The sequence below is a fragment of the Ignavibacteriota bacterium genome, assembly GCA_016707525.1.
Classification (GTDB): domain Bacteria; phylum Bacteroidota; class Ignavibacteria; order UBA10030; family UBA6906; genus JAGDMK01.
In genome coordinates, this window is record JADJHP010000008.1 from 284,972 (window position 1) to 310,254 (window position 25,283).

17 protein-coding genes and 1 pseudogene are annotated in these 25,283 nt (G+C 61.8%); 1 reads left to right on the forward strand and 17 read right to left on the reverse strand.

The genetic code is table 11. The annotated features are described in order from the left end of the window. Window position 1 precedes the first annotated feature (1 nt). On the forward strand, window positions 2–2,218 hold the full coding sequence (locus tag IPI01_14295; GenBank protein MBK7258939.1) for a CHASE2 domain-containing protein: 2,217 nt from the start codon (window positions 2–4) through the stop codon (window positions 2,216–2,218). Window positions 2,219–2,239: 21 nt separating this feature from the next. Here the strand turns inward: IPI01_14295 and IPI01_14300 are convergent, their stop codons facing one another. The 17 genes and pseudogenes from IPI01_14300 to IPI01_14380 all read right to left on the reverse strand — a co-directional run bounded on the left by IPI01_14300 (window position 2,240) and on the right by IPI01_14380 (window position 25,279). Further along, the gene (locus tag IPI01_14300; protein MBK7258940.1) at window positions 2,240–3,265 is read right to left on the reverse strand and encodes a PorV/PorQ family protein; all 1,026 of its coding nucleotides are present in this window, start codon (window positions 3,263–3,265) and stop codon (window positions 2,240–2,242) included. Between the two features lie 573 nt (window positions 3,266–3,838). Beyond that, window positions 3,839–4,942: a hypothetical protein gene (locus IPI01_14305; protein ID MBK7258941.1), complete on the reverse strand. Its 1,104-nt coding sequence runs from the start codon at window positions 4,940–4,942 to the stop codon at window positions 3,839–3,841. 56 nt (window positions 4,943–4,998) lie between these two features. Beyond that, on the reverse strand, window positions 4,999–5,217 hold the full coding sequence (locus IPI01_14310) for a hypothetical protein (GenBank protein MBK7258942.1): 219 nt from the start codon (window positions 5,215–5,217) through the stop codon (window positions 4,999–5,001). After that, window positions 5,214–5,702 (reverse strand): hypothetical protein, encoded by a 489-nt coding sequence (locus IPI01_14315; GenBank protein ID MBK7258943.1) that lies wholly within the window; start codon window positions 5,700–5,702, stop codon window positions 5,214–5,216. Before IPI01_14315 ends, IPI01_14310 begins: the two co-directional genes overlap by 4 nt. Before the next feature lie 385 nt (window positions 5,703–6,087). Beyond that, window positions 6,088–7,788, reverse strand: coding sequence for a DNA polymerase III subunit gamma/tau (gene dnaX / locus IPI01_14320; GenBank protein MBK7258944.1), 1,701 nt, complete (start codon window positions 7,786–7,788; stop codon window positions 6,088–6,090). A 9-nt stretch (window positions 7,789–7,797) separates the two neighbouring features. Next, window positions 7,798–10,248, reverse strand: a complete 2,451-nt coding sequence (gene lon, locus IPI01_14325; GenBank protein ID MBK7258945.1) for an endopeptidase La — start codon at window positions 10,246–10,248, stop codon at window positions 7,798–7,800. A 149-nt stretch (window positions 10,249–10,397) separates the two neighbouring features. Next, window positions 10,398–13,070 carry a GAF domain-containing protein gene (locus IPI01_14330; protein MBK7258946.1) on the reverse strand — a complete coding sequence of 891 codons (2,673 nt, stop codon included), beginning with the start codon at window positions 13,068–13,070 and terminating at the stop codon, window positions 10,398–10,400. Window positions 13,071–13,228: 158 nt separating this feature from the next. Beyond that, complete coding sequence (locus IPI01_14335) at window positions 13,229–14,059, reverse strand: hypothetical protein (protein MBK7258947.1); 831 nt, start codon at window positions 14,057–14,059, stop codon at window positions 13,229–13,231. Window positions 14,060–14,108: 49 nt separating this feature from the next. Further along, on the reverse strand, window positions 14,109–14,681 hold the full coding sequence (locus tag IPI01_14340) for a sigma-70 family RNA polymerase sigma factor (GenBank protein MBK7258948.1): 573 nt from the start codon (window positions 14,679–14,681) through the stop codon (window positions 14,109–14,111). A 69-nt stretch (window positions 14,682–14,750) separates the two neighbouring features. Next, window positions 14,751–15,932 (reverse strand): peptidase M14, encoded by a 1,182-nt coding sequence (locus tag IPI01_14345; protein MBK7258949.1) that lies wholly within the window; start codon window positions 15,930–15,932, stop codon window positions 14,751–14,753. Continuing rightward, window positions 15,929–19,294, reverse strand: coding sequence for a hypothetical protein (locus IPI01_14350; protein MBK7258950.1), 3,366 nt, complete (start codon window positions 19,292–19,294; stop codon window positions 15,929–15,931). Before IPI01_14350 ends, IPI01_14345 begins: the two co-directional genes overlap by 4 nt. A 5-nt stretch (window positions 19,295–19,299) precedes the next feature. Next, window positions 19,300–19,968, reverse strand: a complete 669-nt coding sequence (locus tag IPI01_14355) for a DUF4159 domain-containing protein (GenBank protein ID MBK7258951.1) — start codon at window positions 19,966–19,968, stop codon at window positions 19,300–19,302. 77 nt (window positions 19,969–20,045) lie between these two features. Continuing rightward, the gene (ftsZ, locus tag IPI01_14360) at window positions 20,046–21,233 is read right to left on the reverse strand and encodes a cell division protein FtsZ (GenBank protein MBK7258952.1); all 1,188 of its coding nucleotides are present in this window, start codon (window positions 21,231–21,233) and stop codon (window positions 20,046–20,048) included. Window positions 21,234–21,309: 76 nt separating this feature from the next. Beyond that, window positions 21,310–22,560, reverse strand: coding sequence for a cell division protein FtsA (gene ftsA, locus IPI01_14365; protein MBK7258953.1), 1,251 nt, complete (start codon window positions 22,558–22,560; stop codon window positions 21,310–21,312). Between the two features lie 24 nt (window positions 22,561–22,584). Continuing rightward, window positions 22,585–23,373: an FtsQ-type POTRA domain-containing protein gene (locus IPI01_14370; protein MBK7258954.1), complete on the reverse strand. Its 789-nt coding sequence runs from the start codon at window positions 23,371–23,373 to the stop codon at window positions 22,585–22,587. 3 nt (window positions 23,374–23,376) lie between these two features. After that, a pseudogene (locus IPI01_14375) lies at window positions 23,377–24,763 on the reverse strand (UDP-N-acetylmuramate--L-alanine ligase). A gap of 9 nt (window positions 24,764–24,772) precedes the next feature. Continuing rightward, complete coding sequence (locus IPI01_14380) at window positions 24,773–25,279, reverse strand: hypothetical protein (protein MBK7258955.1); 507 nt, start codon at window positions 25,277–25,279, stop codon at window positions 24,773–24,775. Window positions 25,280–25,283: the final 4 nt, after the last annotated feature.

The following is a 25,283-nucleotide window of genomic DNA, read 5'->3' on the forward strand; positions in this document are numbered from 1 at the left end:
CATGAACCAGCGCCTGCGTTTATCGTCAGGGCAACAAAGCTGGCTGATGCGCATCGCGCTGGCATTCGGCGTTGCGCTCATCATCATCGTCTTCACCCAGGAGTCCATCCTCCGGCTCGGCATCCTGCAGCGCCTCGAACTGGCTTCGGTGGATTACCGCTTCCAGTATCGGGGGGTGAACCCGGGCCTCCGCGACTCGTCGCATGTCGTCATCGTGGAGATCAATGAGGAATCGTTCCGTTCGCTCCGCGAGCAGTTCCCGTGGCCGCGGTCGTTCTATGCCCGCCTTCTGCGCAACCTCAAAGCCGCCGGCGCACGCGCGGTCGGCATCGATCTTCTCTTCAGCACGTCGGATATCCACGATCCGCGCCACGACGATTCCCTGCGCGCCGCGCTCACGGCCACCGGCATCGGTGTCCTCTCCGGCAAGCGCGAAGCCGACAACGAATCGTATATCACGACCTCCAACGACGAGACCTACGGCAACATCTTCTACGCCACCGATCACTCGATGGGACTCGTGAATGTACGCACCGATGCCGACGGTGTGTTCCGGTCCTACAATACCATGTACGCCGTGGATTCCGCGGGGGGAGGCGAACAACGCATCCCTACGCTCGCCTTCGCGGTGCTGAACAAGTACTTTGGCCTCCCGCCCACGGCGGTGCCCGAAGTGGAGGACGGCTATTTCACCTACGCCGGGCGCGTGATCCCCCAGGTCGACCGTGCTTCGATGATGATCAATTACTATGGCCCGGACGGGACCTTTCCCCACATCCGGTTCCATGATGTGCTGGATGACGAGACGTTGCAGACGAGGGAAGAGTCCGAGAGCGGCGAAGAGATCAATACCTTCAGCGATCCCTCCTTCGGCTATCTGCACGATGGCACGTTCAAGGACAAGATCGTCCTCGTCGGTGTCACCGTTCCCGAATACAAGGACCTGTTCCCGGTGGCCATCGCGCGCGGCGAACGGAAGCGCGAGAACATGATGTACGGGGTCGAGATCCACGCCAATGCGGTGGAGAACGTGATCCGTGGCGATTTCCTGCGCATGGAGAGCCCGGCGGCATCGGCCACCACCACATTCATCCTGGTGCTCATCACCTTCATTGTGACCTCCCAGCTGCGCGAGGTGAAGACGCGGCATCACCTGGTCATCGGACTTCTGGGGTTCCTTTTTGCGCTTTCCATGATCCTCCTCACCGGCGCGCTTGCCCTCTTCATGTTCAGCAAGTTCAACTATGTAATGGGCGTCGTGAATGCGGTCCTGGCCATCGTCGGTGGCTACTCGATGAGTACCACCTATCACATGGTGACCGAGCGCAAAGAGCGCATGCTCATCAAATCCATGTTCAGCACGTACGTCAACCCTTCTCTGGTGGATGAACTCGTTGCCCATCCCGAGAAACTCGTCCTCGGCGGCCAGCGGGAAGAGCTCACGGTGCTCTTCAGCGATATCGTCGGGTTCACCGCCATCTCCGAGAACCTCTCGCCGGAAGAGCTCGTCAGCATCCTGAACGAGTATCTGGAAGTGATGTCCGGGATCATCTTCCGGAATGATGGAACGCTCGACAAATATGAGGGGGATGCAGTGATGGCGTTCTGGGGAGCCCCGATCCCTCAGAAGGACCACGCGCTACGGGCGTGCAGGGCAGCTCTCGAGATGCAGGAAGCTCTTGTCGGGCTGAATGCCGCCTGGCAGGAGGCGGGCCGGCCGCCGATCCGCATCCGGATCGGGATCAATACCGGCGATATGGTCGTGGGAAACATGGGAGCCGTCGGAAAATTCGCCTATACCGTTATCGGCGACAGCGTGAACCTTGCGTCCCGGCTCGAGGGTGCGAACCGGGAGTATGGTACCGGCGTCATGGTGAGTCAGCGGACCTACGATCTTGCCTGTGAAGAGATCCTCGGACGGGAGTTGGACCGGATCGCGGTCATGGGGCGTTCGGAACCGGTAACGACGTACGAGCTCATCGCGGTCCGGTCTGCCGAGATGCCTCCGGAGACCCAGGAGATGATCGGTGCGTACGAAGAGGGAAAAAGGTTCTACCACGCGCGGGAGTGGGTGAAGGCAGAGCAGGCATTCAGGAGGGCTCTGGCCGTTCAGCCGGACGACCGGCCATCGCTCCTCCACCTTCAGCGCATCGAGGTGTTCAAGCACACGCCCCCGCCGGAGAACTGGAACGGGGTGTTCGTTTTCAAATCAAAATAAAAGGGGAGAAGGGACTCTTCCCTATTCTGCTCTCTTGAACTGCTCGGTTTCCAACGTGAACATCAGCGATATCCGGTGCGTGTTCCCGAGCTGGCCGGTGCCATCGAACTTCGCAAGCGAGTAGTCGATATTCAGCTTCGGCAGATGCACGCCAACACCCATCGTCAACTGCTTCACATCGCTGTACCCCGCCCGGATCGCGATCAGGTCCTTGAACATGAATTCCAGCCCGCCGTGCAGGTCCAGGCTCACCGGTCCCACCGATGCAGTGGAAGCATACTTGCGCCCTTCGAACCGGATGTCCACATCAAGCGCAGGAGCGAACCGGCCACCGAGAAGGTCGATGAAATATGCCGTCCCCACTTTCATCGTCGGTGAGATCAATTCATTGCGCCCGGTGCTCCACGCCAGGAACGTCGTGGTGATGTCCTGCACGTTGGCACCAACGACCAGCCGCTCGAAGGGGGCGTACCACACACCGAGGTCGAACCCGATCCCTGTTGCACTCGCATCGCCAAGATCGCGGCGGATCAGCTTCACGTTGGCCCCGTAGGTGAAGTTGTCCGAATGGCGGCGCGCATAGGTGAAGTACAGGGCATAGTCCGCGGCATTGAAATACGTCACACGGTTGGGATCGATGCGGCTGAATTGTGCCGGGTCGTAGGTCAGGTTCCCGTTGATGTCCACACCCGCATTGCGCGTGTCAGGAATATCATCCACACCCAGGCGGATAAGGCTGATGCCGATGCTCGTCGAGGCACCCACGGGGAATGCGACGGCACCGTAGTCATGGTTGACGAGCGAACCGAACTGTTCGTCATGCATGAGCGCGATCTGTGGATAATTGATGCGCGCCAGCCCCGCGGGGTTCCAGTAGCCGGCAGTGACGTCATTCGCAAGGGCGACGTATGCCCCACCGAGCCCGAGAGCCCTCCCACCCACGCCGAGCGAAATGAATTCGCCTGCATATTTCGCGACCCCGGTCTGGGCAACGGCCATCAGAACGGGGATCCCCATCAGCACACACAGCATCTTCATTCTGCGCATAGCACACCCGGCGTCGGTTCCATATCACCACTTACAACACAAACATCTCAAAATCCGGACAGAGAAGCAAGGCGGCCTGTGTCCGGGCGGCGCCGGGACCCGGTAGGGGGCTGATTTTCGCCATTTTCGTGTAGTGGCCGTTGTAGTGGCCGTTGTAGTGGCCGAGCATGCTCGGCCACTACACAAGAACCCAGTCATGACCCAGACACGACCCAGACACGACCCAGACACGACCCAGACACGACCCAGACATGACCCAGACACGACCCAGACACGACCCAGACACGACCCAGACACGACCCAGACACGACCCAGACATGACCCAGACATGACCCCGACACAACCCCGACAAATGATTCCGCGCTGGGTCACTACTTCTTCCCACCCCCAGACACGAATACGCAGGCCCATTCGAGCACTCGATCGTGATACAACAATCCGGCCCGGGAATACAACCGCCATCCATTGCACAATCGAAGCAGAGCTTCTGCCCCTTTGCCTGTGCAACCCTCTCCCATCCCGTTACCGTCCCCGCAAGGAGCAACAAAATGACCGCGACAACGATCCTCGTTCTCATTGTAACCCCGCATGTATGGATGGAACTTCCGTGATACTCCAAACTCGTACCGTCGTGTCCGCAACGGCGTACAACATCCCCTTCGTCCGGCATGCCGCCACGGCCTGCACCGGTATCTCATACGAACGCTCATACGCGCCGGTGTCATGGTCATACACGTCCATGATACCATTCCTGCTCGCCGAAATGGAACCGGCAAGGACGTGCACCTCCCGACCAACGATGCTGACGGAGCGGGACACCATCGGGGCGTCGGGAGAGACCCGGACATAGCGGACATCACCGGCCTGCTGCGCGACAACTTTGGGAAGCCCGGGATGTTCCACCGTATTCACGAAGAACAACGAGGGTGTCCGGTGAACGTTGAACAGTCCGAGGATCCCCGCACGGTACCCGGCGTAGGCGAAACGCCCATCAAGCGAGCCCGCACAGCGGCCATCCAGGATCACACTCATCATCTCCTGGTCACGCACCACGGTCCCACAGGTGTCCACGACCGTTCCCTGGCCGTCGTACCTGTGGAACAAGTACTTCCCGGCCGGAGAGGGCATGACCATGAAGGCACCTCCGCCGATGAGCGCAAGCCTGTGCGGAGGCCTTCCGGTCCGCACCGTCGTCCGCACACTCCCATCGTTCGCAAAGACCGTCACGAGGCCGTTCACCGGATCACATGTCCATACCGCCCCCTCTTCATCAACATCGATGTCCGTGAGGTTCGAGAATTCTCCCGGCCCACGGCCGGCCTGCCCGCCGAACACCATCACCTGATCACCGGCCGGAGAAAATTTCCGCACGCACCGCGCGCCCCAATCGAGCACGTACACCGCCCCCTCCCTGTCCACCCGCACGCCGATCGGATCGCCTATCGTCGCTCCGGGCGACCGTCCGAGCTCATGCACAAGCACGAACCCGGGAGTCTCCCACGCACGCTCAACGGCTTCCTGCGCCCTGATCTCTTCGGACCCCTCCTGTGCGCGATCGGCAACGGCGGGATTGAGCACCGCCGGTGGGCCGATGCGCGGAGCCAGGAAGACACCAGACACCGCAGCGGCGATGATGATCAACGTGGTGATGATGGCAAGACGACGCTCACGCTTCATGGCTGCTCCCGGTGCATGATGATGGGTCGGTGGTCAGTGTCACGACGGTCCGGTCACTACTGGACCTGCACAGCCTTGACATAACACGTGATCTGGAGGGCGACCCCGCGGATGATCAGGCTCGCCGACATGCAGTTGTCGGGGCCGCCGGGGCAACCGAAGTTCGGACAGGAAATGAGCGGCAGGGCTTCGGCCTGGGCCGGGAAGCCGACCAGCATGACGCAGCAAATGCCGGCAAGGAGGACAAGGGCGACGATGGAATGTGTGGCGTTCATGGTACGCTCCTTTGATGAGAGGTGGTTGGTGGAGTGGTTGTGGCTGCGCCGGGCATACGCAGCCCGTTGAGGGTGGGCGAACGTCGGTCACTTGTGCCGAACAGATACCCGCACAGGAGGGCGATCAAGATGTTCAGAAGCAGGTGCCGCACCGTGGGCTTGTCGAACCCCGCAATGAACGAGCATCCGCATTGCGACGCCGGAGCGAGCCACAGCAACAGGGCGATAACGACGGAAAACAGACCGAACAGCACCATGCCGAGCAACAGTCCCGTCCGCCGGGTCGCCGGTGGCAGCAACGCACATGCCACCACCGCTTCCATGGCGATCACACCACCGGCCACCGCCCCCGGCAGGAGCGCCGGAACCAATGGGTTCTTGCCAAGCGCGAAAACGAACATGTCCCAATGCATGAGCTTGTCCGCAACCCCGACGAAGAGGAATGCACTGATCAGTGCCGCCGAAATCCCTGTGATAACTTTCATCTGTTCTCCCCCACCCGTCCCACCGGTGCGGCAGCGCGTGCCGTGGCAGTGTGTCGTTGTGCCGCCCGGCGGACCGGATATGAATGATGATGGAAGCGGAGAGTTCGCCCGAATCCCTCCGTCCAGCTCCATCCACACCGCGGCCCGTTACGGCGTGCGACGCAGACCATACCCCGGTATGCGCCTCTTCCCCGGCGCGCAACCGTTACGCAGCAGCGTGCTGCCTTTGGTTGACGCGGACCAGATCCGGAGGCCGCACCGGTGAGATCAGAGTGAGTTATGCAATGGCAATGGGTCATCATGGAAAGGCCGTGAAAGGCTATTTCCCATGACTACCGTGTGGAGGGGAAAATTCCGAAGGCCGGAAAAAGAAAAGATGGGAAGGCTAGAGAGGTTCTGCGCCCAACTCGCGCTTCAGCGTCTGAACGAAGGGATGCTCCTCTTTCACCGCCGGCGCACCATGCCCGGCAGCAAGCTCACCCTGCATCGTCCCGCGCGCACTGAAGACGCTCTGGATGATCTCACCCAACACTTCGCGGGAGTGCTGGATCGACGATACCTGGAATTCATCCACGCATTCGACGCGGATGGTCCCGTTGCTCACGCCCAGAAACGTCGCTCCGCTGAGCACCGCACCGAGCGTGATCTTCCGGCGCGATACCTCCGCCGCGAACTCCGCCCAGCGTGAACGCACTTCATCCTCGTTCACGGTGCGGCCCTGTCCGGCCGGCTGCGGCGATGGCTGCGGGGCCTTCTCGGCCGGCGCCTGCGGGGGACGCAGAGGAGGACGCGAAGGAGGAGGCGTTGTCACGCGTGATCCAGCAGAGAGTGCAGGGGCAGCCGGAGGCGGTGACGCGGGGGACGGTGCCACAGCACGCGCAGCAGGCGCGGGCGCAGGCGGCAACGGACGCAGACCGGGGAGCGGAGCGGGAGCAGCAACGATGCCGCCCTTTTTCAACTCTTCAATGCCATCGATCAGCCCTGCAAGGTCTACGGCGCGCGGCATGGTCACCAATTGCACCATGTCGGCCTCCAGGCGGAAACGCGACTGCGCGGTGAACCGCAACGCCTGATCCGTGCCGTGCACCAGGCGCTGTGCCCGCAGGAGATCGCTCACCGAGAACTTCGCAGCGGTCTCGCTGTACCGCGTGCGCGTCACATCCGATGCTTCAATGAGCGATGTATTCCCCACTACCCGCGCAATGAGCAGGTTGCGCAAATGCTCGAGCAATCCGCCCAGGAAATCGCGCAGGTCGAAGCCCCCGCTCATGAGCTCATCCACCAGCAACAGCACGCTCGTCGCATCCTGCTGCTGCATCAGATCGGTGACCCGGAAATGGACATCCACACCCACGATATTCAACGCTTCCTGCATCCCCGCCATGGTCACGTTCGTGCCACACAACGCGATCACCTGGTCGAAGAGGCTCTGCGCATCGCGCAGCGATCCGTCGCCTTTGCGCGCGATGAGCGACAGCGCATCGTCCTCCACCTGCAGGCCTTCCTCATGCGCGATCGCGCTCAGGTTCGCCATGATCTGTGCGTGCGGGATGCGGCGGAAATCGAATCGCTGGCACCGCGACAGGATGGTCGCCGGGACCTTCGAGAGTTCGGTCGTGGCAAAGATGAACAGCACGTGCGGCGGCGGCTCTTCGAGCGTTTTCAGCAACGCATTGAAGGCCTCCTTCGTGAGCATGTGCACTTCATCGATGATGTACACTTTGTACGTGCACGTGGTCGGTGGATAGCGCACCGCCTCACGGAGGTTCCGGATCTCGTCGATCCCGCGGTTCGAGGCGCCGTCGATCTCCTGCACGTCGAAATTCCGCCCCTCGGTGATGCCCGTGCAGTTCTCGCACACCCCGCAGGGGTTCGCATCCTCCGGCCTGGCGCAGTTCACGGCCTTGGCCAGAAGGCGTGCCGTGGTGGTCTTTCCGACACCACGCGGGCCGCTGAACAGGTACGCGTGCGCAAGGCGGTCGGAGCTGATCGCATTTCGGAGGGTCCGCGTCACATGCTCCTGCCCCGCCACGCTCTCGAACTTCATGGGCCGCCATTTTCTGGCGGTGACGATATACTCGCTCATAACCTTCCGTTACGCTTGTGCTGTGCGTTTCCGTGTGCCGCGCTGCGGACCGAACACATGCGGCAGGGCCTCTTCGATCCGGCTGATGGGGATGAGCTTCAGCCCCTCCTTGACGCGTTCGGGGATCTCCGACAGGTCCTTCACGTTCTCTTCCGGTATCAGCACCGTGGTGATGTCGCTCCGCTGTGCCGCAAGCAGCTTCTCATTGAGCCCGCCGATGGCAAGCACCTCGCCCCGCAGCGTGATCTCGCCCGTCATCGCCACATCACTGCGTGCTGGCCGTCCGCTCAGCGCCGAATACATCGCCATCGCCATGGTGATGCCGGCCGAGGGGCCGTCCTTCGGGATCGCACCTTCGGGAAGATGAATGTGGATCTCCTGCCCCTTGAAGAATGTCGGCGGAAGCCCGAGTGCCCGGGCATGCGACCGCAGATAGCTCAGTGCGGCCTGGGCGGATTCTTTCATGACGTCGCCGAGCTGGCCGGTCAGCGTCAACCGCTCCGTCCCGCGCATCACGCTCACATCCACGCTCAGAATGTCGCCGCCCACACTCGTCCATGCCAACCCGGTCACCGAACCCACGCGGTGCTCTTTGCTCTTCTTGCGGTTCCTGAACCGCGGGACACCAAGGTACTTCTCGACACGTGCGGCATCGACGATGAACGGCTTGCCCGCTTTCGCGCCCGTATCCTTGCTGATCTTCGTGCCCCTGTCCTTGTCTTTCCCCCGCTTCGCATTCCTCCCGACAATGTCCTTTGCCACTTTCCGGCACACGGACGCGATCTCCCGCTCCAGATTCCTCACCCCGGCCTCACGCGTGTACTCGGTGATGACCTTCGTGATCGCCTCGGCCGTGATGTCCACATGCCGGTCCTCGAGCCCGTGCTCCTTGAGCTGCTTGGGGACGATATGCCGCTGCGCGATCTCCACCTTGTCGTGAAGCAGATAGCCCGACAGTTCAATGATCTCCATACGGTCCTGCAGCGGCAGCGGGATCGCATAGCGGATGTTCGCCGTGGTGATGAACATCACGCGCGAAAGATCGTAGTCCACGTCCAGATAGTGGTCGTTGAACGCAACGTTCTGTTCCGGGTCGAGGACTTCCAGCAACGCCGAGGACGGGTCGCCGCGGAAATCCATGCTCATCTTATCGACCTCATCCAGCAGCATCAGGGGGTTCACGACGCCGGCGCGGCGCATGGACTGGATGATCTTGCCCGGCATGGAGCCGATGTAGGTCCGGCGATGGCCGCGGATCTCCGCTTCATCCCTCACCCCGCCGAGCGAAATGCGCACGAGCGGACGCCCGAGTGCGCGGGCAATGGACTTCGCCAGCGAGGTCTTCCCCACGCCGGGAGGCCCGACGAAGCAGAGGATCTGCCCCTTCATCTCGCGCACGAGGTTCAGGACGGCGATATGTTCGAGGACGCGCTCCTTCGGCTTCTCCAACCCGAAGTGGTCTTCATCGAGGATCGCCTTTACATGGTCGATGTTCAGGTTGTCCTTCGTCCGCTTGTGCCACGGCACTCCGACCATCGTCTCCAGATACCCGCGGATGACCGTCGATTCCGGGGAGAGAGGCGGGGTCTTCTTCAGCTTGTTGAATTCCTCGAGCGCCTTTTCCTCGACGGCCTTCGGCATCTTCGCCTTCCGGATGTCCTCCCGCAGCTTCATCAGCTCCGGTGAGGAATCCTCGTCGCCCAGTTCATCCTGCAGGATGCGGATCTGCTCCTGGATGAAGAACTTGCGCTGCGACTTGGCGATGTTGTCGTGGACCTTGGTGTCGATCTCCTTCTCGATCTTGAGAACGTCGTTCTCGGAGTTCAGGATGCGGATCAACTCATGCAGCTGTTCGCGGATCGAGGTCAGCTGCAGGATCCGCTGCTTCACATCCACGCTCTGCATGATGTTCGCGGCGATGTAGAACATGCGCCGGAGCGGCTCGCGGGTGTTCTCGAACGCCACAAGCACTTCACTCGGTACGTTCCGGTTGAGGTGCACATATTCGGTGAAGAGGCTCGCCGTGTGGCGGAGCAACGCATCCAGTTCGGGGTCCACCGGTACGGCGGTCGGCAGGGTGCTGACCTCGGCCTCGAGGTACTTGGCGTTCGGCAGGAACTTCTCCACGCGCCCCTGGATCACGCCATCCACAAGGATCTTCATCAAGCCGTTCGGCAGCTTCAGTACCTGGATGATCCGCGCGACGGTCCCTTCCTGGTACACATCGTCGATCCCCGGGTCCTCGGTCACGGAACTCTTCTGCGCGACAAGGAAGATGTATTTGTCCCGTTCCACGGCATCGCCGACGGCGCGGAGCGATGATTCGCGTCCGACGAGGACAGGGAAGATCATGTACGGGTAAATGACCACATCGCGCAAGGGCAGGACAGGAAGACGGCCGGGGATGCTGTCGGCATTCCCTGTCACCTGCGACGGGTCTATGGTGTGTTCAGAGGCCATGGATCATCATTCATCGTGGGTAGAGCATGACAAGTTACCAAGATAATGGGCGTTTGTCAAATTCGCCGCAGCGGAGGAAGGGAAACTGGCAGGAAGGAGATGACAGACGGGCCCTTCGCCCGTCTCCCGTTTCCCCGGGGTGGCCGCGATCAGGCAGGAAAGGCGATCGTGAACTTCGTGCCGTTGTTCCGATCGATCGCCATGGTCCCCATGAGCTGTTCGACGAGCCCGACAACGAGCGTCATCCCCATCGATGATATAGCACGGACGTCCGTCCCGGCCGGAAGGCCGATACCATCGTCTTCAACGGTCAGCTCAACGGTCTTCTCATCACGGCGCCGCACGTCCACATGGACGTGTCCTTCGGTGCGCCCTTCGAAGCCGTGCTTGAGGGCATTCGTCACAAGTTCATTGAGGATCAGCCCGACAGGAACCGCCGTATCGATGCCCACAAGGGCGGAGCTGCCGGACGCGTGCACGGTGATGCCGGGACGGATCGAGGCCTGGGCGATGCGAGTGGTAAGCGTGTCGCTGTACACGTGGAGGTCGACATGCGCAAAATCCGATGCACGGTAGAACGTCTCGTGCACCAATGCCATCGAACGGACCCGCGCCTGTGATTCCTGCAGCGCTGCCCGCGCCGGGCCCGGGCCGAGGTCGCGCGCCTGCAGGTTCAGCAGGCTCGTGATGATCTGCAGGTTGTTCTTCACGCGATGGTGGATCTCTTTCAGGAGAACTTCCTTTTCGGTCAGCGAACGCTTCAGCGCTTCTTCATCACGCTTCCGTTCCGTGATGTCGCGGCCGAATGCAAGCACCCCCGTGATCGTTCCTTCGCGGCCAAACTCGGGAACGCAGAGGACATGATGGGTGCGCTTCTCCCCGGCGGAATCGATGATCTCGACTTCGATATCCGCTGGTTGGCCGGTCTCACACACCTGGCGGATCAAGGCAATGGATCGCACCTGCTCTTCTCTGGCCGGGTCAACCGGCGGTATCATGCCGAGAAATGAACGCATGGGATACCCGAGACTCCGGTCCACATTCTCGTTCAGATACGTGATCCGCCCTTCGACATCATAGCGGATGATGTTGTCGGGAGAACCCTCGGCGAGTGACCGGTACTGCTCGCCGCTCCGTTGCAGATCGCGCAGCGTCAACAATGTCGTCAGGGCGTCCGTCAACCGCCGGCCGATCTCCTGGAAGAGACGCATCTCGTTGTCTGACCACACCCTCTCATGAGAACATTGATGCAGGCCGAACGCCCATCGGGCACCGATACGGGGATCGAGGGCCATCGCGACCAGAGAGCGGACACCGAAGGCCTTCGCCATCGGAGGGGGGACTGTGTGCTCCTGTCCGGGGCCGAATTGCAGAGGCCCATCGGATGCCCGGAGCAACCCGAACAGCACGGACCCCTCGGGATCGAGCGGCAGGTTCACACCGAGAGGAAGAACGCCCGGATACTCGGGCCGTGTGCGTTCCATCGGCGTCTGCCATTCCTTTGCATCGGGGTCGCACGGATAGACCATCCATGCACGGTCACACCCAAAGACCGTGATCAGCACATCCAGCACGTCACGCATCATCTGGTCGAGGTCGCCGGCACCCTGGATGGCCCTGTTGACACGGTCAAGGCTCCCCAGGAACCAGAGATGGGTCGCCTGTTCCCGCTCGGCCTGTTCGAGCGCCTTCCGGTTCCGCAGGACGGAGATCCCGAAGGCGAGGTCCTCTGTCAGCCCCTCCAGCAGGATCCGATCTGACGGAGAGACCACGCGGGCCTCTGTAGCATACGCGGTCAGGCACCCGAACACTTTGTTGTCACTCGCTTTCAATGGTATCGCGATCCCGGACCGCAGGCCGACGGCCAGGGCATCATCACGCGACGACTCCATCCGTTCGTCCGTGGCGATATCAGGAACGATCGCGATCTCTCCGCTCCTGAGCACGGATGCCGAAAGGCCGAGACCCTGTCCGGCCAGATCGGACCAACGGGTGCGCGCGGTCTCAACGAGTTCCTCGCTCTCGCCTGACCATGCAACCGGGATCAACGCATCCCTTTTGTTCGGATCAGCAAGGCCAACCCACACCAGCGTGTATCCTGCCTCATCACGGATGATCCGGCAGATATCATTCAGGAGTTCCTGCTCATCGGTCGCTCTGAGGAGCGCCTGATTGCATCCCGAGATCGCGCGGAGTTCCCTGTTGAGCCGGCGGAGCGCCCGCTCGGTCTGTCGATGGCGGTCGAGCAGGCGGATCCGGTCCAGCGAGACTGCCATGTGGCTGGCAAGTGACTGGAGAAACTCAAGTTCCACGGGCGAGGGTGCCCGGACACCTTCGTCGCCGAACGTCCCCGTCCCCACGGTACCGAGTATCTGCTCTGAGAAGATGATGGGCACATTGATGATCGTGCGGTTCCCGAGGGCGGCAACCACCTTCTTGTCGGTTCGGGGATCCGTCCGCGCATCCTCTACCACGACGGGATGCGTGGCACGCGCTATTTCCTCCAGCATCGCATCGCCTTCGATCGTCAACCGGCCCATCTCGCTCTTCATCCAGTCGTCGCCCGACACCGGCCCGCCACCCACGAGGGCGTACGCGTACTTGCGGTCGTCCGAGATCAGATACACCCAGAGATTGGTATAGCCGATGGCGGACCGGACCTCTTCGCGGGCGGCTTCAAGCACTTCGGGATACGTTTGCGCCGATTCAAAACGGCGGGAAAGGCGGAGGAGCGATTCGGCGTGGCGTGAGCGCGTATCTGTCAGGCGGGCATGCTCTTCTGCCGAAGGGACGGAAGGAACGGTATCTTGGGGGGACTGCATGACGATATCCTCGCGCGGAAGTGCGGGTTCGCGCCGATCTGGATGTGCCCTGACAACGATTCTCTACCCCCACGCAAGGTAGTCATCAGTGGGACAAAGTGCAATTTCTGGATGATCCCCGGAAGGAGGACCTTCAGAGAGGGGGTGTCACAACAGGATCACTGAACGGCGGAGACAGGAGCAACATCCAGATGGGCGAGAAGGTCCTGCTTATGCATATCCGCAACGGCACCGCACAATGTCCGCCCCTCGGTCCAGAGCACCATCGTCTGGCCATCCGCATTCTCCTCCACATACGTCATCCCGTTACGGAGCGTCGAAAGGATGTGCGCGGGAAGCTGGAGCTTCCGTCCATCCTGCACCGTCTGCCAGCATGTCTGATACATATACACGGTCGTACCCGCGCCGTTGTACAGCACCTGAGCCAGCGGCACACCGCCGCGCTGATGCAACATGGCGCCGATGGGAGTGAAATCGCGTACTGTGTGTACACGGACGGGGAACGAGGTCTTGCCGGAGAAGAACGCCTGGAGTACATCGGGACGCGCCGACTCGACATCCGGCTTCATCTGTCCCCCCATCACGCCAGCATACGTCACGATGGATTGCGCGAACACATCCTCGTTGATAGACGGGAACATGGCATCGTCAGCAAAGCGGGGTGCGGAGAGGAGGTACACGGCAGCAATGATGGCTGCGGCAGCAACGACGGAGCGGTAGACGGAGGGGGACCAGCGCCGGAAGACCGCGGGGGGGCCTGCCGTCCGTTCGGACGCGAGCCGGTCCACGATCGCAGCAGCAACGGTGCCGGGGGTGTGCACCATACGCATCCGTTGCCTGATGAAGTTCCTGGTGAAGAGTTCTGCTTCGTACGCGCGGCGGCAACCCGGACAGACGTTGGCGTGATCGTTGAAGGCGATCGCCTCTTCCGCCCGCAGCCGCTCATCGGCCGCGGGGGTGATCTGTTCGTCGAACTCTGTGCAGTTCACCGCGCGTAATCCCGATCATCAAATGGTGCCCGATCACACGATCCGCCCACTACCCTTCCACGGCGTACCCACGGTCCTTCGCGTACTTTGTAAGCCGCGCCCGCAGGAGACTGCGTCCGCGGTGCAGGCGCGACCGCACGGTGCCCAGCGGACAATCGAGGAACTCCGCGATCTCCTCGTAGGTAAGCCCTTCGATGTCGCACAGGATCACCACCGTCCGGAAATCCTCGGGGAGCGCGGATATCGCACCGGCAAGGTCATCGTCCAGCAGTTGCCCGAACGCCGATTCGGGTGTGTCATGCGAATCGGATCTCTCGTCGCGGATCGTGTTGTAAAAATTCTGGATCTCTTCATAATCAACCGTGTCGGGCTCCTTCGCTTCGCGCCGGTACCGGTTGATGTATGAATTTTTCATGATCCGGAACAGCCACGCCCGGATATTCGTTCCCTTCTCGTACTTGTCCCAGAACCGGAAGGCCTTGAGGAAGGTCTCCTGGACGAGGTCATCCGCATCGGCCGCGTTGTTCGTCATACGCAGCGCATAGTTGTACAGCAGGTCCGCATGCGGCAGGGCCTCTGTTTCAAACTCGTGCTGTTTGGGCGTTTTTCCGACGGCTTTCATCGACAATGCACTATGGGGGAAAGAACAGACAAAGTGTAGAAAAAATGGTACGAGATTCCCTCCAGAGTGTCAAGGGCGAAACGCGACGGGCGGGAAATTCGCGTACATTTGCAGCAGATCGAACAGCTCTTTTGTCGGAAGAGTGCTGTTCACGCGCAGGTGCTCGGTGGACACGGCGCGGCGGGCGACCTCGATGGTCTCGAGTCCACCATGGGTGTGCAGGTCGCCGATCTCCTTGATGAGGACGTTTGCATGGTCCTTCTGGAACGCAAGGCCGACATCCACCACCCGACTCCACATTCCCTGATGCTGGAGCTCCACACCGCGGAGGAGGAGGTCAAAGACCCTCTTGCCATTCAGGGGAAGCCGGTGGTAGTGGTCAAGCTCCGTGTCCACGTAACTATGGTTGCCGATGGCGCGGAGCGCCGACAGGATCCCGAGCACGTTGAGCTTCCTGCTGAAGGCCTTCTCCGGATCATGGACCCGGTGCCCGGACTCGATCAGGACCGTACTCGTGCCCGCCGCCTGGAACCAATCGCCGAACGCGCGCGGTTCGAAGGCGTCATCGTACCGCGTGATGTTGCCTTCGGCATGTGGCCCGACCGTGCGCGCGATATGCGCAGCAAGACGGATCGCACGCAACCGCGTGCTCGTCGTCTGCCTGTCCGCGGTCGGCGGCGGTGCAAGAAGCGCCAGTGCCGTGGCAACCGGCGCATCGCCCACCGAACTCAGTTCCTGGTCGTGCAGATTGAACCCAAAATCGGGCCGGAACTGTTCATGCACGGCATGCAGGACCTGTGCTTCCGGCGACGCAAGTGCAAGCGCATCTCTGTTGATGTTGATCCCCGCAGCATTGAGCCGCATGCGCCGTTCGGCCCCATCAGGATTGAGCAGGGGAAGGATCACGATCGAGATGTCCTGCAGCATCGTCGCACACCACGGTTCGGATCTCCACCCGATCATACCGTTCATGATGTCCAGCAACGCCAGCGTCGCCGTTGGTTCATCCCCGTGCATCTGCGACCAGAGCATCACCCGCCGTGGACCTGTCCCTGTGCGCACCATCGAAAGCATGCGCCCCTCCACGGATGTACCCGCATCCTCCATCGTGAACAGGCCGCCGCTGCGGGCGACCAGCTCCTTCAGCTCCTGCCGGACCGGTTCGTACTGACTGTTGCCTGGGAACATATGGTGAAGACGGAAGGAGGGATACGCATCGGCGATCATCCCTGCGAATGCGGATGGGGTCATTCCTGCAATGCCTCGAAATACTTCTTGATCAGTTCCTCATAGTCGCGGGCATATCCTTCCTCCATCGCCCGCAGAAGGTCGCGCTGCAGCCGGTTCCGCCCCTCCACCGTGGTCAGGTCGACCGCCGGAGGGCTCTGGCGCGCCTTCGCTGTGCCGCTCTCCGCTTTGCGCCGCTTCTCAAAATCCCGTTCACGCATCGACCGCTGCGCATCCAACAACCGCGAGAGAATGCGGTCCTGCTTGTTCACCGTCTCCCGGTCCACGCTCCCTGCCGCCAGATCGGTCTGCACCTCGCGCATGTCGCGCGCCACGCGCTGGAGGTCGCCGAGCATCTTGCTCATCTCGCCGGAACGTGCGGCTTCCCGCGCGAGCTCCTCGAGGGATTTCCGGACGGCCCCCTGCTCCGCCGCAAGCCGCCCCATCTCTCCTGCCTGCTGCGGCGTCAGCCCCTTCGTCTGATCGTTGATCCCCTGCTGCTGTCCGCCCATCTGCTGCAACCGTTGCATGAATCCTGCCATGCCCATCCCCTGGCCACCACCCTGCGACATCCCCTGCGCGGCCGATTGAAGCTGCTGCGCGGTCTCGTTGAGCGCCCCCATCGCGGCACCCTGTTGCTGCGACGCCCCCTGGCCGTTCCGCTGGTCCAGCGACTGCATGGCATCGCTCATCTTCCGGATCGCCTCGCCGATGGACTTCCCCATCTCCGGCGAAATGCTGAACGTCTTCTGCGAGAGTCCCGACAGCCGGCTGGTGACATTGCTGAGGTCGCTCATGAGCTCCGCCTGCTGCTGCGCGTTCTCCCGGAACTGCTGCGAGCCCGGATCGAGTCCGCGCGAGGCGTTCTTCAACCCCTCCTGACGCCGCGAGAGCTCCAGCAGGTCCTTCGCCGCACGGCGCATCTCCTGCACGATCTGCTTCTGCTGGTTCTGCGCCATCTGCTGCTGCATCTGCTTGAGATCCTGCGACATCTGACCCATCATCTGCGCGGCCTGCTGCTGTTGCTGCATCGCCTGCTGCATCTGCTGCTGGCGCAGCGACTGCGCGCTCTGCTCCAGCGTCTTCTCCAGGTTGTTGCGGTCCATCGCTTCCTGCATCTTCTGCATCTCTTCCAGCGGCATCTCCGAAGGGAACTCCTCCATCTTCTTCTGCAGCTCCTTCAGCTCTTCCCGCATCTTCTCATACTGCTTCGCCAGGTCCTCCTGCCTCTTCGCCGCTTCCGCGGCGTTCTGCGCCTGGTCCTGCTTCTGCTCCGCGGTCTGCTTCTGCAGGTCCTCCTGTGCCTTCTGCATCGCCTCCGCCCGCTTCACCGCCTCCCCCATCTTCTGTTCGATCTGGATGCGTTTGAGCAGGTTCATGGTGCGTTCGATGCTCTTCCGGAACTGCTCCTCGTTGAACGAGAACTTCTGCATCGCCTGCTTCATCGCATCGGGCGTCATCTGCTGCATCGCCTCCTGCATCTTCTTCATCGCCTCAGCGAATTCCGGCGAGTTCATCTGCTCCATCATCTGCTGCAGCTCCTGGTACTTCTCCAGGGTCTCGCGCGATACGGTGTTGTTCTTCTGCATCTCGTTCATCATCTGGTCCATCGTCCGCTGCACCTCCTCCAGCTTCTTCTGGACCTCTTCATACTTCCGCGCGATCTCTTCGGCCTTCTTCTTGTCCTCCCACGAGAGCCGCTCCTGCGGCTTCTTCAGGTCCCGGGCGAGTGCATCCAGGTCCTTCTTCGCCTCCTCTGCCTGGCGCAAGGCGTCCTTCAATGCCTCGTGACTGTCTTCATGGCTCTTGTCGACGTCAGCAAAGACTTCGTCGATGGACGGGAGGCGCAGCGTATAGGTGTCGCTCATCGCCATCTTTGGGCCGGACACCATGTCGTTGTCGAAGGCTTCCGCATGATACTCGATCACGTCCTCAGGGGTGAGCCGGAGCGTGCTCAGAAGCCAGTTCCACGGCACGATGCGGTCGGGGCCCGTTCCGGTCAACGGGATCTCGACATACGTGAAGTCTGCCGCCGCAGGTTCATACCTCGAGTGCACAAGCTTGTACGCTAGCCGCAGCTTCGACAGTCCATAGTCATCTGTCAGCCGGAACAACAACGGCAACGTTTCATCACCCGCAACATCGAGGTTCGCACCTGGTGACAGGATGGCGATCGTCGGGTAGGCATCCGTGAGGACACGGAGAGAGTACTCGATCGGGTCGGCATTGGCGACACCCTGCGGCGTGGTCACATGCACATGGTACGTCCCCGGCTTCCTGAGGGTCATGGTGCCCGCGGCACCTTTCCCGTCCACACGCAACGGCAACCTCGTGCTGTCGGCGAACACAAGCTCCGCCGTACCGAGGGGCGTGCTTGCTTCCAGATCGAAACGGATCTGCGTCCCCGGCAGTGCCGCCAGATCACCGACGTTGTCGTCCAGCCACCGCCGGGGTATGCCGGTATATGCCGGTGCCGTGACGTGCAGCCGGAGCGTGTTCACCACCGGTCGGTCGAGGAGCCGGAGAAGATACTCCTCGCTCTCGACGGGTCCGGCCTTCACCGCGTAGTGCGTCGACAACCTGACGTTCTCGAGTGCGAATCGGAAAGCGCCGTCAGCGGAAGAGTCGATGCGTTGCTCCTGGAACGATGCCTGGCCCTCGGGACGAACGAGCAGACTCACCGGATGCCGCAGCACACCCTGAATGCGCGCGCTGATCTCCACGGTGGCACCCTTGACGACATCGACGGTCCCCGGTGTTACGGTGATGATGTATTGGGGCGGCGGGGTGAATTCGCGTGTGAAGAACGCCAGACGGTACGCAGCACCGCCGAGTGTTCCCGGGAGCAAGGCGAGCAGGACCGCAGCCATGGCCACGGCCACCGGCAGGAACCGGGCCGAGGTACGCAGGGACGCACGATCGATCACCACGGAGAAGTCACGCGCACGGATCGCATCCGCAAGGTCCGCGAACGATGCATCGAGAAGATCGAGGGAATAGTAATTCCTGGATTCTTCCCGCGAGCGGAGGAGCTGAAAGAGATTCAGCAAACGGTCTTTGATGTCGGGGAACGCGGCACCGACACGGCCGGCGGTCTGCTCATCGCTCTCGCCCCGGAGAAGATGAAGGACCTCCGCAAGAGGACGCCCCGCAAAGAAGAGGAACGCGGCGGCGGCGCACAGCGTGGCACCGGCGACAAGAACCGTACGCGTTTGTGCGGAGCCGTTCAGGAGTGCTTCGATGACCAGGAGGAGAATGAACAGTGCCAGGATGGTGAGGGCGGTCTGGACGAGCCCGTGGAGCAGGCGCACGCGCGTCTCTTCCGCGCGCACCTTCTGCAGGCGCCCGCTGATCTCACCGATGCCGGTATGGCTCGCTTCACTCATGTTCGTCACCTCGAAAGGGCCCACACCAGGATGTTCGTGCCGAAGCGCAGGGCCTCTTCCCGCTTTTCGGCCGGGTCGCCGTGGACCTCAGGATCGACCCAGCCATCGCTCGGATTGCTCTCGAAGGTATAGTACACGACGAGGCGTCCTTTATGAAAGAGGCCGTAACCGCGTGGCGGTTTGTCGTCGTGTGCATGCGTCTTGGGAGGGCCCGAGGGGAAGGGGAACGGCGCGTGGTACAGGCCATAGGAGAATGGCAGTTCGGTGAGTTCCTGATCCGGGAAGACCTTCTTCATCTCCCGGCGGAATGCCCGGTCCATGCCGTAGTCATCATCGGCATAGAGGAAGCCGCCATTCTGCAGATACGTGCGGAGGTTGCGGACATCCCTGTCCGACAACACGATGTTGCCATGCCCGGTGAGGAAGACCACCGGGAAGGAGAAAAGCTGTTCGCTGCCGGCCTCGACGGCCGAGTAGGCGGGATCGACATCCAACCCTGCTGCAGTGCGGGCATACCGCAGCAGATTCACTTCCGCCGAAGGATCATTGTACCAGTCGCCCCCCCCGGCGTACTTCACCCGCCCGATCCGGAGAGCGCTTGACGGCGCCTCCGGCTGGGCCCAGACACCCGCACAAAGGACGGCACTGAGGCCGAGTATGAGCATCGTCCGCATACCGTCAAAGTAGAAAACTCGGGAGGAAGAAACAACCTCCTGATGCACCCCGCGCCGGCGGGGTGATGGACTGCCGGTCAGTCCATCACCTTCCGGAGGAATGCGGGCTTCTCATGGTCCGATTTGTCGATGCGTTCCTTCACAGGAGCCTGGGCCGACCGCTGCTGGGGCGTATCGAGGGCCACGCCATGACGGACGTATGCGGGCTCGTCGAGCGACACGAGGTCGCGATAGCCGGTCGGGATCTTCTCGATGTTCAGGCGCGGTTCCTGCTTGGGCTGACGGATCGAGCCGACGGTCGGCGTGGCGCGGCGGTTGAATCCGGTCGCGATCACGGTGACCATGATCTCGTCGGTCATCTGGTCGTCGATCACGGCGCCAAGGATGACGTTGGCCTCTTCGCCCGATGCTTCCTGGATGATCTTTGTGGCTTCCTCAACCTCGAAAAGGGACAGGGACGAGCCGCCGGTGATGTTCACGAGCACACCCTGTGCGCCGGCGATGGAGATATCTTCCAGCAGCGGGCTCGAGATGGCCATGTGCGCGGCCTCGACGGCACGGTGTTCGCCGCTGGCGACGCCCGTACCCATCACCGCATCACCCATCTCACGCATCACCGTGCGCACATCGGCGAAGTCCACGTTGATCAGTCCGGGCACCGTGATGAGCTCCGAGATGCCACGCGTGGCGCCATACAGCACCTGGTTGGCGATATCGAAGGCCTCGGTGAGCGGCGTGTTGCGCTCCACGATGTCCAGCAGCTTCTGATTCGGGATGATGATCAGAGTATCGACCTGCTTGCGCAGTTCATCGAGGCCCTGGTCGGCATGCGACGCACGCTTCTTGCCTTCGCAGTGGAACGGGCGCGTGACGATCCCGACCACGAGGGCACCGAGGCTGCGGGCGATGTTGGCCACGAGCGGTGCACCGCCCGTACCCGTACCGCCGCCCATGCCTGCCGTCACGAACACCATGTCGCTCCCGGTCAGCGCGCGCGCGATCTCTTCGCGGTCCTCTTCCACGGCACGATACCCGATCGTGGGATCGGCACCGGCGCCGAGACCGCGGGTCAGGTTCTTGCCGATCTGGATCTTGTTCGACGCCGAGTTGCGCTGGAGCGCCTGCACGTCGGTGTTGACCGCAAAGAAGTCCACGCCGTGCAGACCCTTCTTGATCATGCTGTTGACGGCATTGCCTCCACCCCCACCCACGCCAACGACACGGATTTTAGCACCACGATCGGGACCATTGTCCAGTTCGATCACAGGAGTACCTCCTTAGTGATTATGGGTTCTCGACTATTCTGTACTGACACGTTCTCAGACTTCTCTCGAATTCTTCCTACAATGCTTCGAACCAGGCGCGGGCCTTGTTCACGATGCCCGTGAACTTGCTTTCCTTGCGCGACGATGCGCTGCCAGCGTTGCTGCCATCCATTGCCGGCGACGCTTGATGCTTCAGGCCATGATAGATCAGGCCGACCGCCGTGGCGTATGCCGGGTTCTCGATCTCGCGGACGAGTCCGCCCGAGAAACCGGCCGGGATACCGATCTTCACCGGCATGCCGAGCACTTCCTTCGCCAGTTCTGCCGTCCCCTTGATGAGCGCTCCGCCACCGGTGAGCACCACGCCGCCGGCAAGATGCTTCGCGTAGCCCGAGCGCTTGATCTCCAGCGCCGCGATCTCGAGGATCTCTTCCATGCGCGGTTGGATGATCTGTGCAAGGATGTGCCTGTCGATCTCGACCGGCGGCCGTCCGCCCACACCGGGGAGGACGAGGGGATCGTTATCCACAACGGCATTCACATATGCACATCCGTGGTCCTTCTTGAGGCGTTCGGCCTGTTCGTTCAGGATGCCGAGGCCCTTCCGGATGTCGTCCGTCACCTTCCGTCCGGCGATACCGATGACCGCCGTATGACGGATGGTGCGCTCTTCGAACACCGCGAGGTCCGTGGTACCGCCGCCGATGTCCAGCAGCGCAATGCCGACCTCCTTCTCCTCATCGTCCAGCACCGCATAGCTGGACGCGAGCGGCTCGAGCACCATGTCGCTGATCTCGAGCCCCGCGCGCTGCACGCATTTGTAGATGTTCTGCGCGGCGCTCACGAGCCCGGTGATGATGTGCACGTTGGCTTCCATGCGCACGCCCGACATCCCGAGCGGATCGTAGATGCCGTCCTGCCCGTCGATGATGAACTCCTGCGGGATCACATGGATGATCTTCCGGTCGGCCGGCAGCGCCACACGCTTCGTGTCTTCGATCAGCCGGTCAATGTCCGCACGTGTCACCTCATGGTCCGGACCGCTGATGCCGACCACGCCACGGCTCTGGAAGCTCTGGATGTGGTCGCCTGCGATGCCGACGATGACCGAACGGATCGCGACGCCGGAGGAGGCCTGCGCTTCCTGGATGGCATGCGATACGGCGGCGGTCGTACGGTCGATGTGGGTCACCACACCGCGCGTCATCCCATCCGACGGCGCCCGCCCGATGCCAAGGATGTTGATCTTGCCGTTATCATCCGTCCCCGCGACCACCGCACAGATCTTGGTGGTGCCGATATCGAGGCCTACGATGATGTTATCCATACGCGTTCCTTCCCGTGACAGGTGTCAGTGCGATTCTGATGACGATGACGGCTCCCAGCGTGCAACAACCTGGTCGGCGAACCTGAGGTCCACCGCACGCAACGATTGTCCCCCGCGGCTGCTGACCACGCCGGTCCAGAAGCCTTCGAGAAGCGTCAGTTTATCTACAATGCTCCCCCGGCCGAACAACACCGGGATACCATATTCTGCGGTATACAACACCAATTCTCCATTCGGCTGCAGGTGGATCTCGGAGATCCGGCGCGAGACCGAGTTGCCGAGCTTCTGCGACGCGAGCACGATCTGCAGCGCTTCACGCAGCGTCGGATGCACGACCTTTTTTCCGGGGCGGCATTCCTGCACCGCGGTAGCACCGGTGATCACCGGCAGGTCGAACGCATGCTCCGAGCGGATGGCCGGCATCATCACGCCTTCCGAATCCACGTACATCGTCTTTGCCGCAACCAGCACCGCGACCGGCACACGCTCCTGGACGCGGATGAGGATCCGGTCCGGCAGATCGCGGTGCACCGAAACGTCCTTGAAGTACGGATTCTTCATCACGCGCGTGCGGATCACCCCGAGGTCGACATCCATCATCCGCCCGGTCAACGGCACCGCCGCCTGACGGAGGATCGTTTCACGCGGGACGATGAGGTTACCGTCGCATGCGGCGACGCGCGCCGGCAGATCGGACTTCCACACGTACGAACCGATGGACACCGTGGCAGTGAGCAGGATGAGCCCGAGGAACAGGAGAATGCTCCCGATGCCCCGGACCTTTGTGCTCACGCCCTGTGGTGCCTGCGCCATGGATCAGGCCTTCCCTTTCAGCAGGGCAATGAACTGCTCCCCGAAACGCCAGATGTCGCCCGCACCCATGGTGATGATGATGTCGCCCTCCTGCTTGATCTTCATCAGGAGATCCGGAACATTCTTCTTGTCCGGCTCATAGATGACCTGCTTGTGCCCGACATCGCGTGCTGCTTTCGCGATCATGTCGCCGCTCACGCCCTGGATCGGCTCTTCGCGCGCCGGGTACACATCCGTGAGGACCAGAATATCCGCATTGAAGAACGACCGCCCGAATTCTTCGTAGAAATCACGCGTGCGGGAGTAGAGATGCGGCTGGAACACGCAGATCACCCGCCGCCGCCAGCCGGCTTTCACGCCCGCAAGCGTCACCTTGATCTCGGTCGGGATGGTGCGCATAATCATCCACGATCGTGAGTCCCTGCAGCTCGGCCTTCACTTCCCAGCGCCGGAAGACGCCGGTGAATTTTTCGATCCCCGCCTTCACCCGGGCGAACGGCACGTTCAGTTCGAGTCCGACGGCGATCGCCGCGAGCGCGTTCTGTACATTGTGCTTTCCGGGGATCTGCAGCTCGATCTCGCCGAGCTCCGTGTTGCCGCGCAGCACCGTGAACCGGACCTTGTTCTGCTTGTGGATGAGGTCCACGGCCTGCAGATCGGCCTGGCCATTCAGTCCGTACGTGATGATCTTCTTCTTGATCCGCGGCATGATGTCCTGCAATGCCGGCTCATCCAGGCTCATCACCACGAATCCGTAGAACGGCACCTTGTTCGCGAACTGGATGAACGCACCCTTGATATCTTCCAGGTCGCGGTAGCAATCCAGATGGTCCGTCTCGAGCGTCGTCAGCACGGCGATGGTCGGCGTGATCGAGAGGAACGAGCGGTCATATTCATCCGCCTCCACCACGATGAACTCGCCTTTGCCCAAACGCGCATTCGAACCGGCGAGGCCGTGCAGGCGCCCGCCCACGATCACCGTCGGGTCCACGCCGCCTTCCATGAGTACCAGGCTGACCATGGATGTGGTCGTTGTCTTCCCGTGCGTACCGGCAATACCGATACCATACTTGAGGCGCATCACTTCGGCGAGCATCTCGGCACGACGGATGACCGGGATCTTCCGCTGCGCCGCTTCCAGGGTCTCGGGATTCTCATCGGTTCTGACCGCCGACGAGTACACGACGGCGTCGACATCGGGCTCGACGTTCTTCGCTTCGTGGCCGATGTACACATGCGCACCCATGCGCTCGAGGCGCTCGGTATTGTCGCTTGCGGCGCGGTCGGACCCGGTGATCGTGAATCCCTGGTCGATGAGGATCTCGGCGATCCCGCTCATGCCGATGCCGCCGATCCCGACGAAATGCAATTTCTTGATGGAACGAAACATGATCTGTCCTTAACGATCCGTGATGCGCGGCCTGCGCCAGGCCCGCTTGTCGCGTTTGGGCACGCGCGCCGCTATCGCGTGCATCTCATGCAGGAGGTCGCGTTCCCGCTCGTAGCGCCCGACCCGGATGCGGATGAACCGCCGCTTCCCTTTGATCTTGAACACGATCGCCTGGAACCGCCCTCCCGTACGCACGCCGAGCTCCCGCCCGATGTGCATCCACTCGATCTCCGCAATGGCGATCCGCCGGTCCAGCCACCGGTGACGGAAGACGATGGCATCCTGTGTGATGATCAGCCGCCGGTTCCGCAGCATATTCAACCCGAGAGTGACGAACGAGACCAGCACGAAGAAGATGATGATGTACGTGATCGGGTCGTTCAGCACATACTCGAACTTCTGGTCCACGAAGCTTCCGCGGATCCCGCCGTACAGGATCAGCGTGATAAGATAGATCAGGGCCGACTGGTAATAGAAGTCGAGCTTATATTTGAAGACATGTTCGTCTGCCGTCATGGCG

Bases quoted from the DNA above. Each gene is read 5' to 3' on its own strand.
- IPI01_14295 (MBK7258939.1), top strand. From the start codon at position 2: ATGAACCAGCGCCTGCGTTTATCGTCAGGGCAACAAAGCTGGCTGATG.
- IPI01_14370 (MBK7258954.1), bottom strand. From the start codon at position 23,373: ATGGCGCAGGCACCACAGGGCGTGAGCACAAAGGTCCGGGGCATCGGG.
- ftsA (MBK7258953.1), bottom strand. From the start codon at position 22,560: ATGGATAACATCATCGTAGGCCTCGATATCGGCACCACCAAGATCTGT.
- IPI01_14310 (MBK7258942.1), bottom strand. From the start codon at position 5,217: ATGAACGCCACACATTCCATCGTCGCCCTTGTCCTCCTTGCCGGCATT.
- IPI01_14330 (MBK7258946.1), bottom strand. From the start codon at position 13,070: ATGCAGTCCCCCCAAGATACCGTTCCTTCCGTCCCTTCGGCAGAAGAG.
- lon (MBK7258945.1), bottom strand. From the start codon at position 10,248: ATGGCCTCTGAACACACCATAGACCCGTCGCAGGTGACAGGGAATGCC.
- IPI01_14345 (MBK7258949.1), bottom strand. From the start codon at position 15,932: ATGACCCCATCCGCATTCGCAGGGATGATCGCCGATGCGTATCCCTCC.
- IPI01_14300 (MBK7258940.1), bottom strand. From the start codon at position 3,265: ATGCGCAGAATGAAGATGCTGTGTGTGCTGATGGGGATCCCCGTTCTG.
- IPI01_14305 (MBK7258941.1), bottom strand. From the start codon at position 4,942: ATGAAGCGTGAGCGTCGTCTTGCCATCATCACCACGTTGATCATCATC.
- IPI01_14380 (MBK7258955.1), bottom strand. From the start codon at position 25,279: ATGACGGCAGACGAACATGTCTTCAAATATAAGCTCGACTTCTATTAC.
- IPI01_14340 (MBK7258948.1), bottom strand. From the start codon at position 14,681: ATGAAAGCCGTCGGAAAAACGCCCAAACAGCACGAGTTTGAAACAGAG.
- dnaX (MBK7258944.1), bottom strand. From the start codon at position 7,788: ATGAGCGAGTATATCGTCACCGCCAGAAAATGGCGGCCCATGAAGTTC.
- IPI01_14355 (MBK7258951.1), bottom strand. From the start codon at position 19,968: ATGCGGACGATGCTCATACTCGGCCTCAGTGCCGTCCTTTGTGCGGGT.
- IPI01_14315 (MBK7258943.1), bottom strand. From the start codon at position 5,702: ATGAAAGTTATCACAGGGATTTCGGCGGCACTGATCAGTGCATTCCTC.
- IPI01_14350 (MBK7258950.1), bottom strand. From the start codon at position 19,294: ATGAGTGAAGCGAGCCATACCGGCATCGGTGAGATCAGCGGGCGCCTG.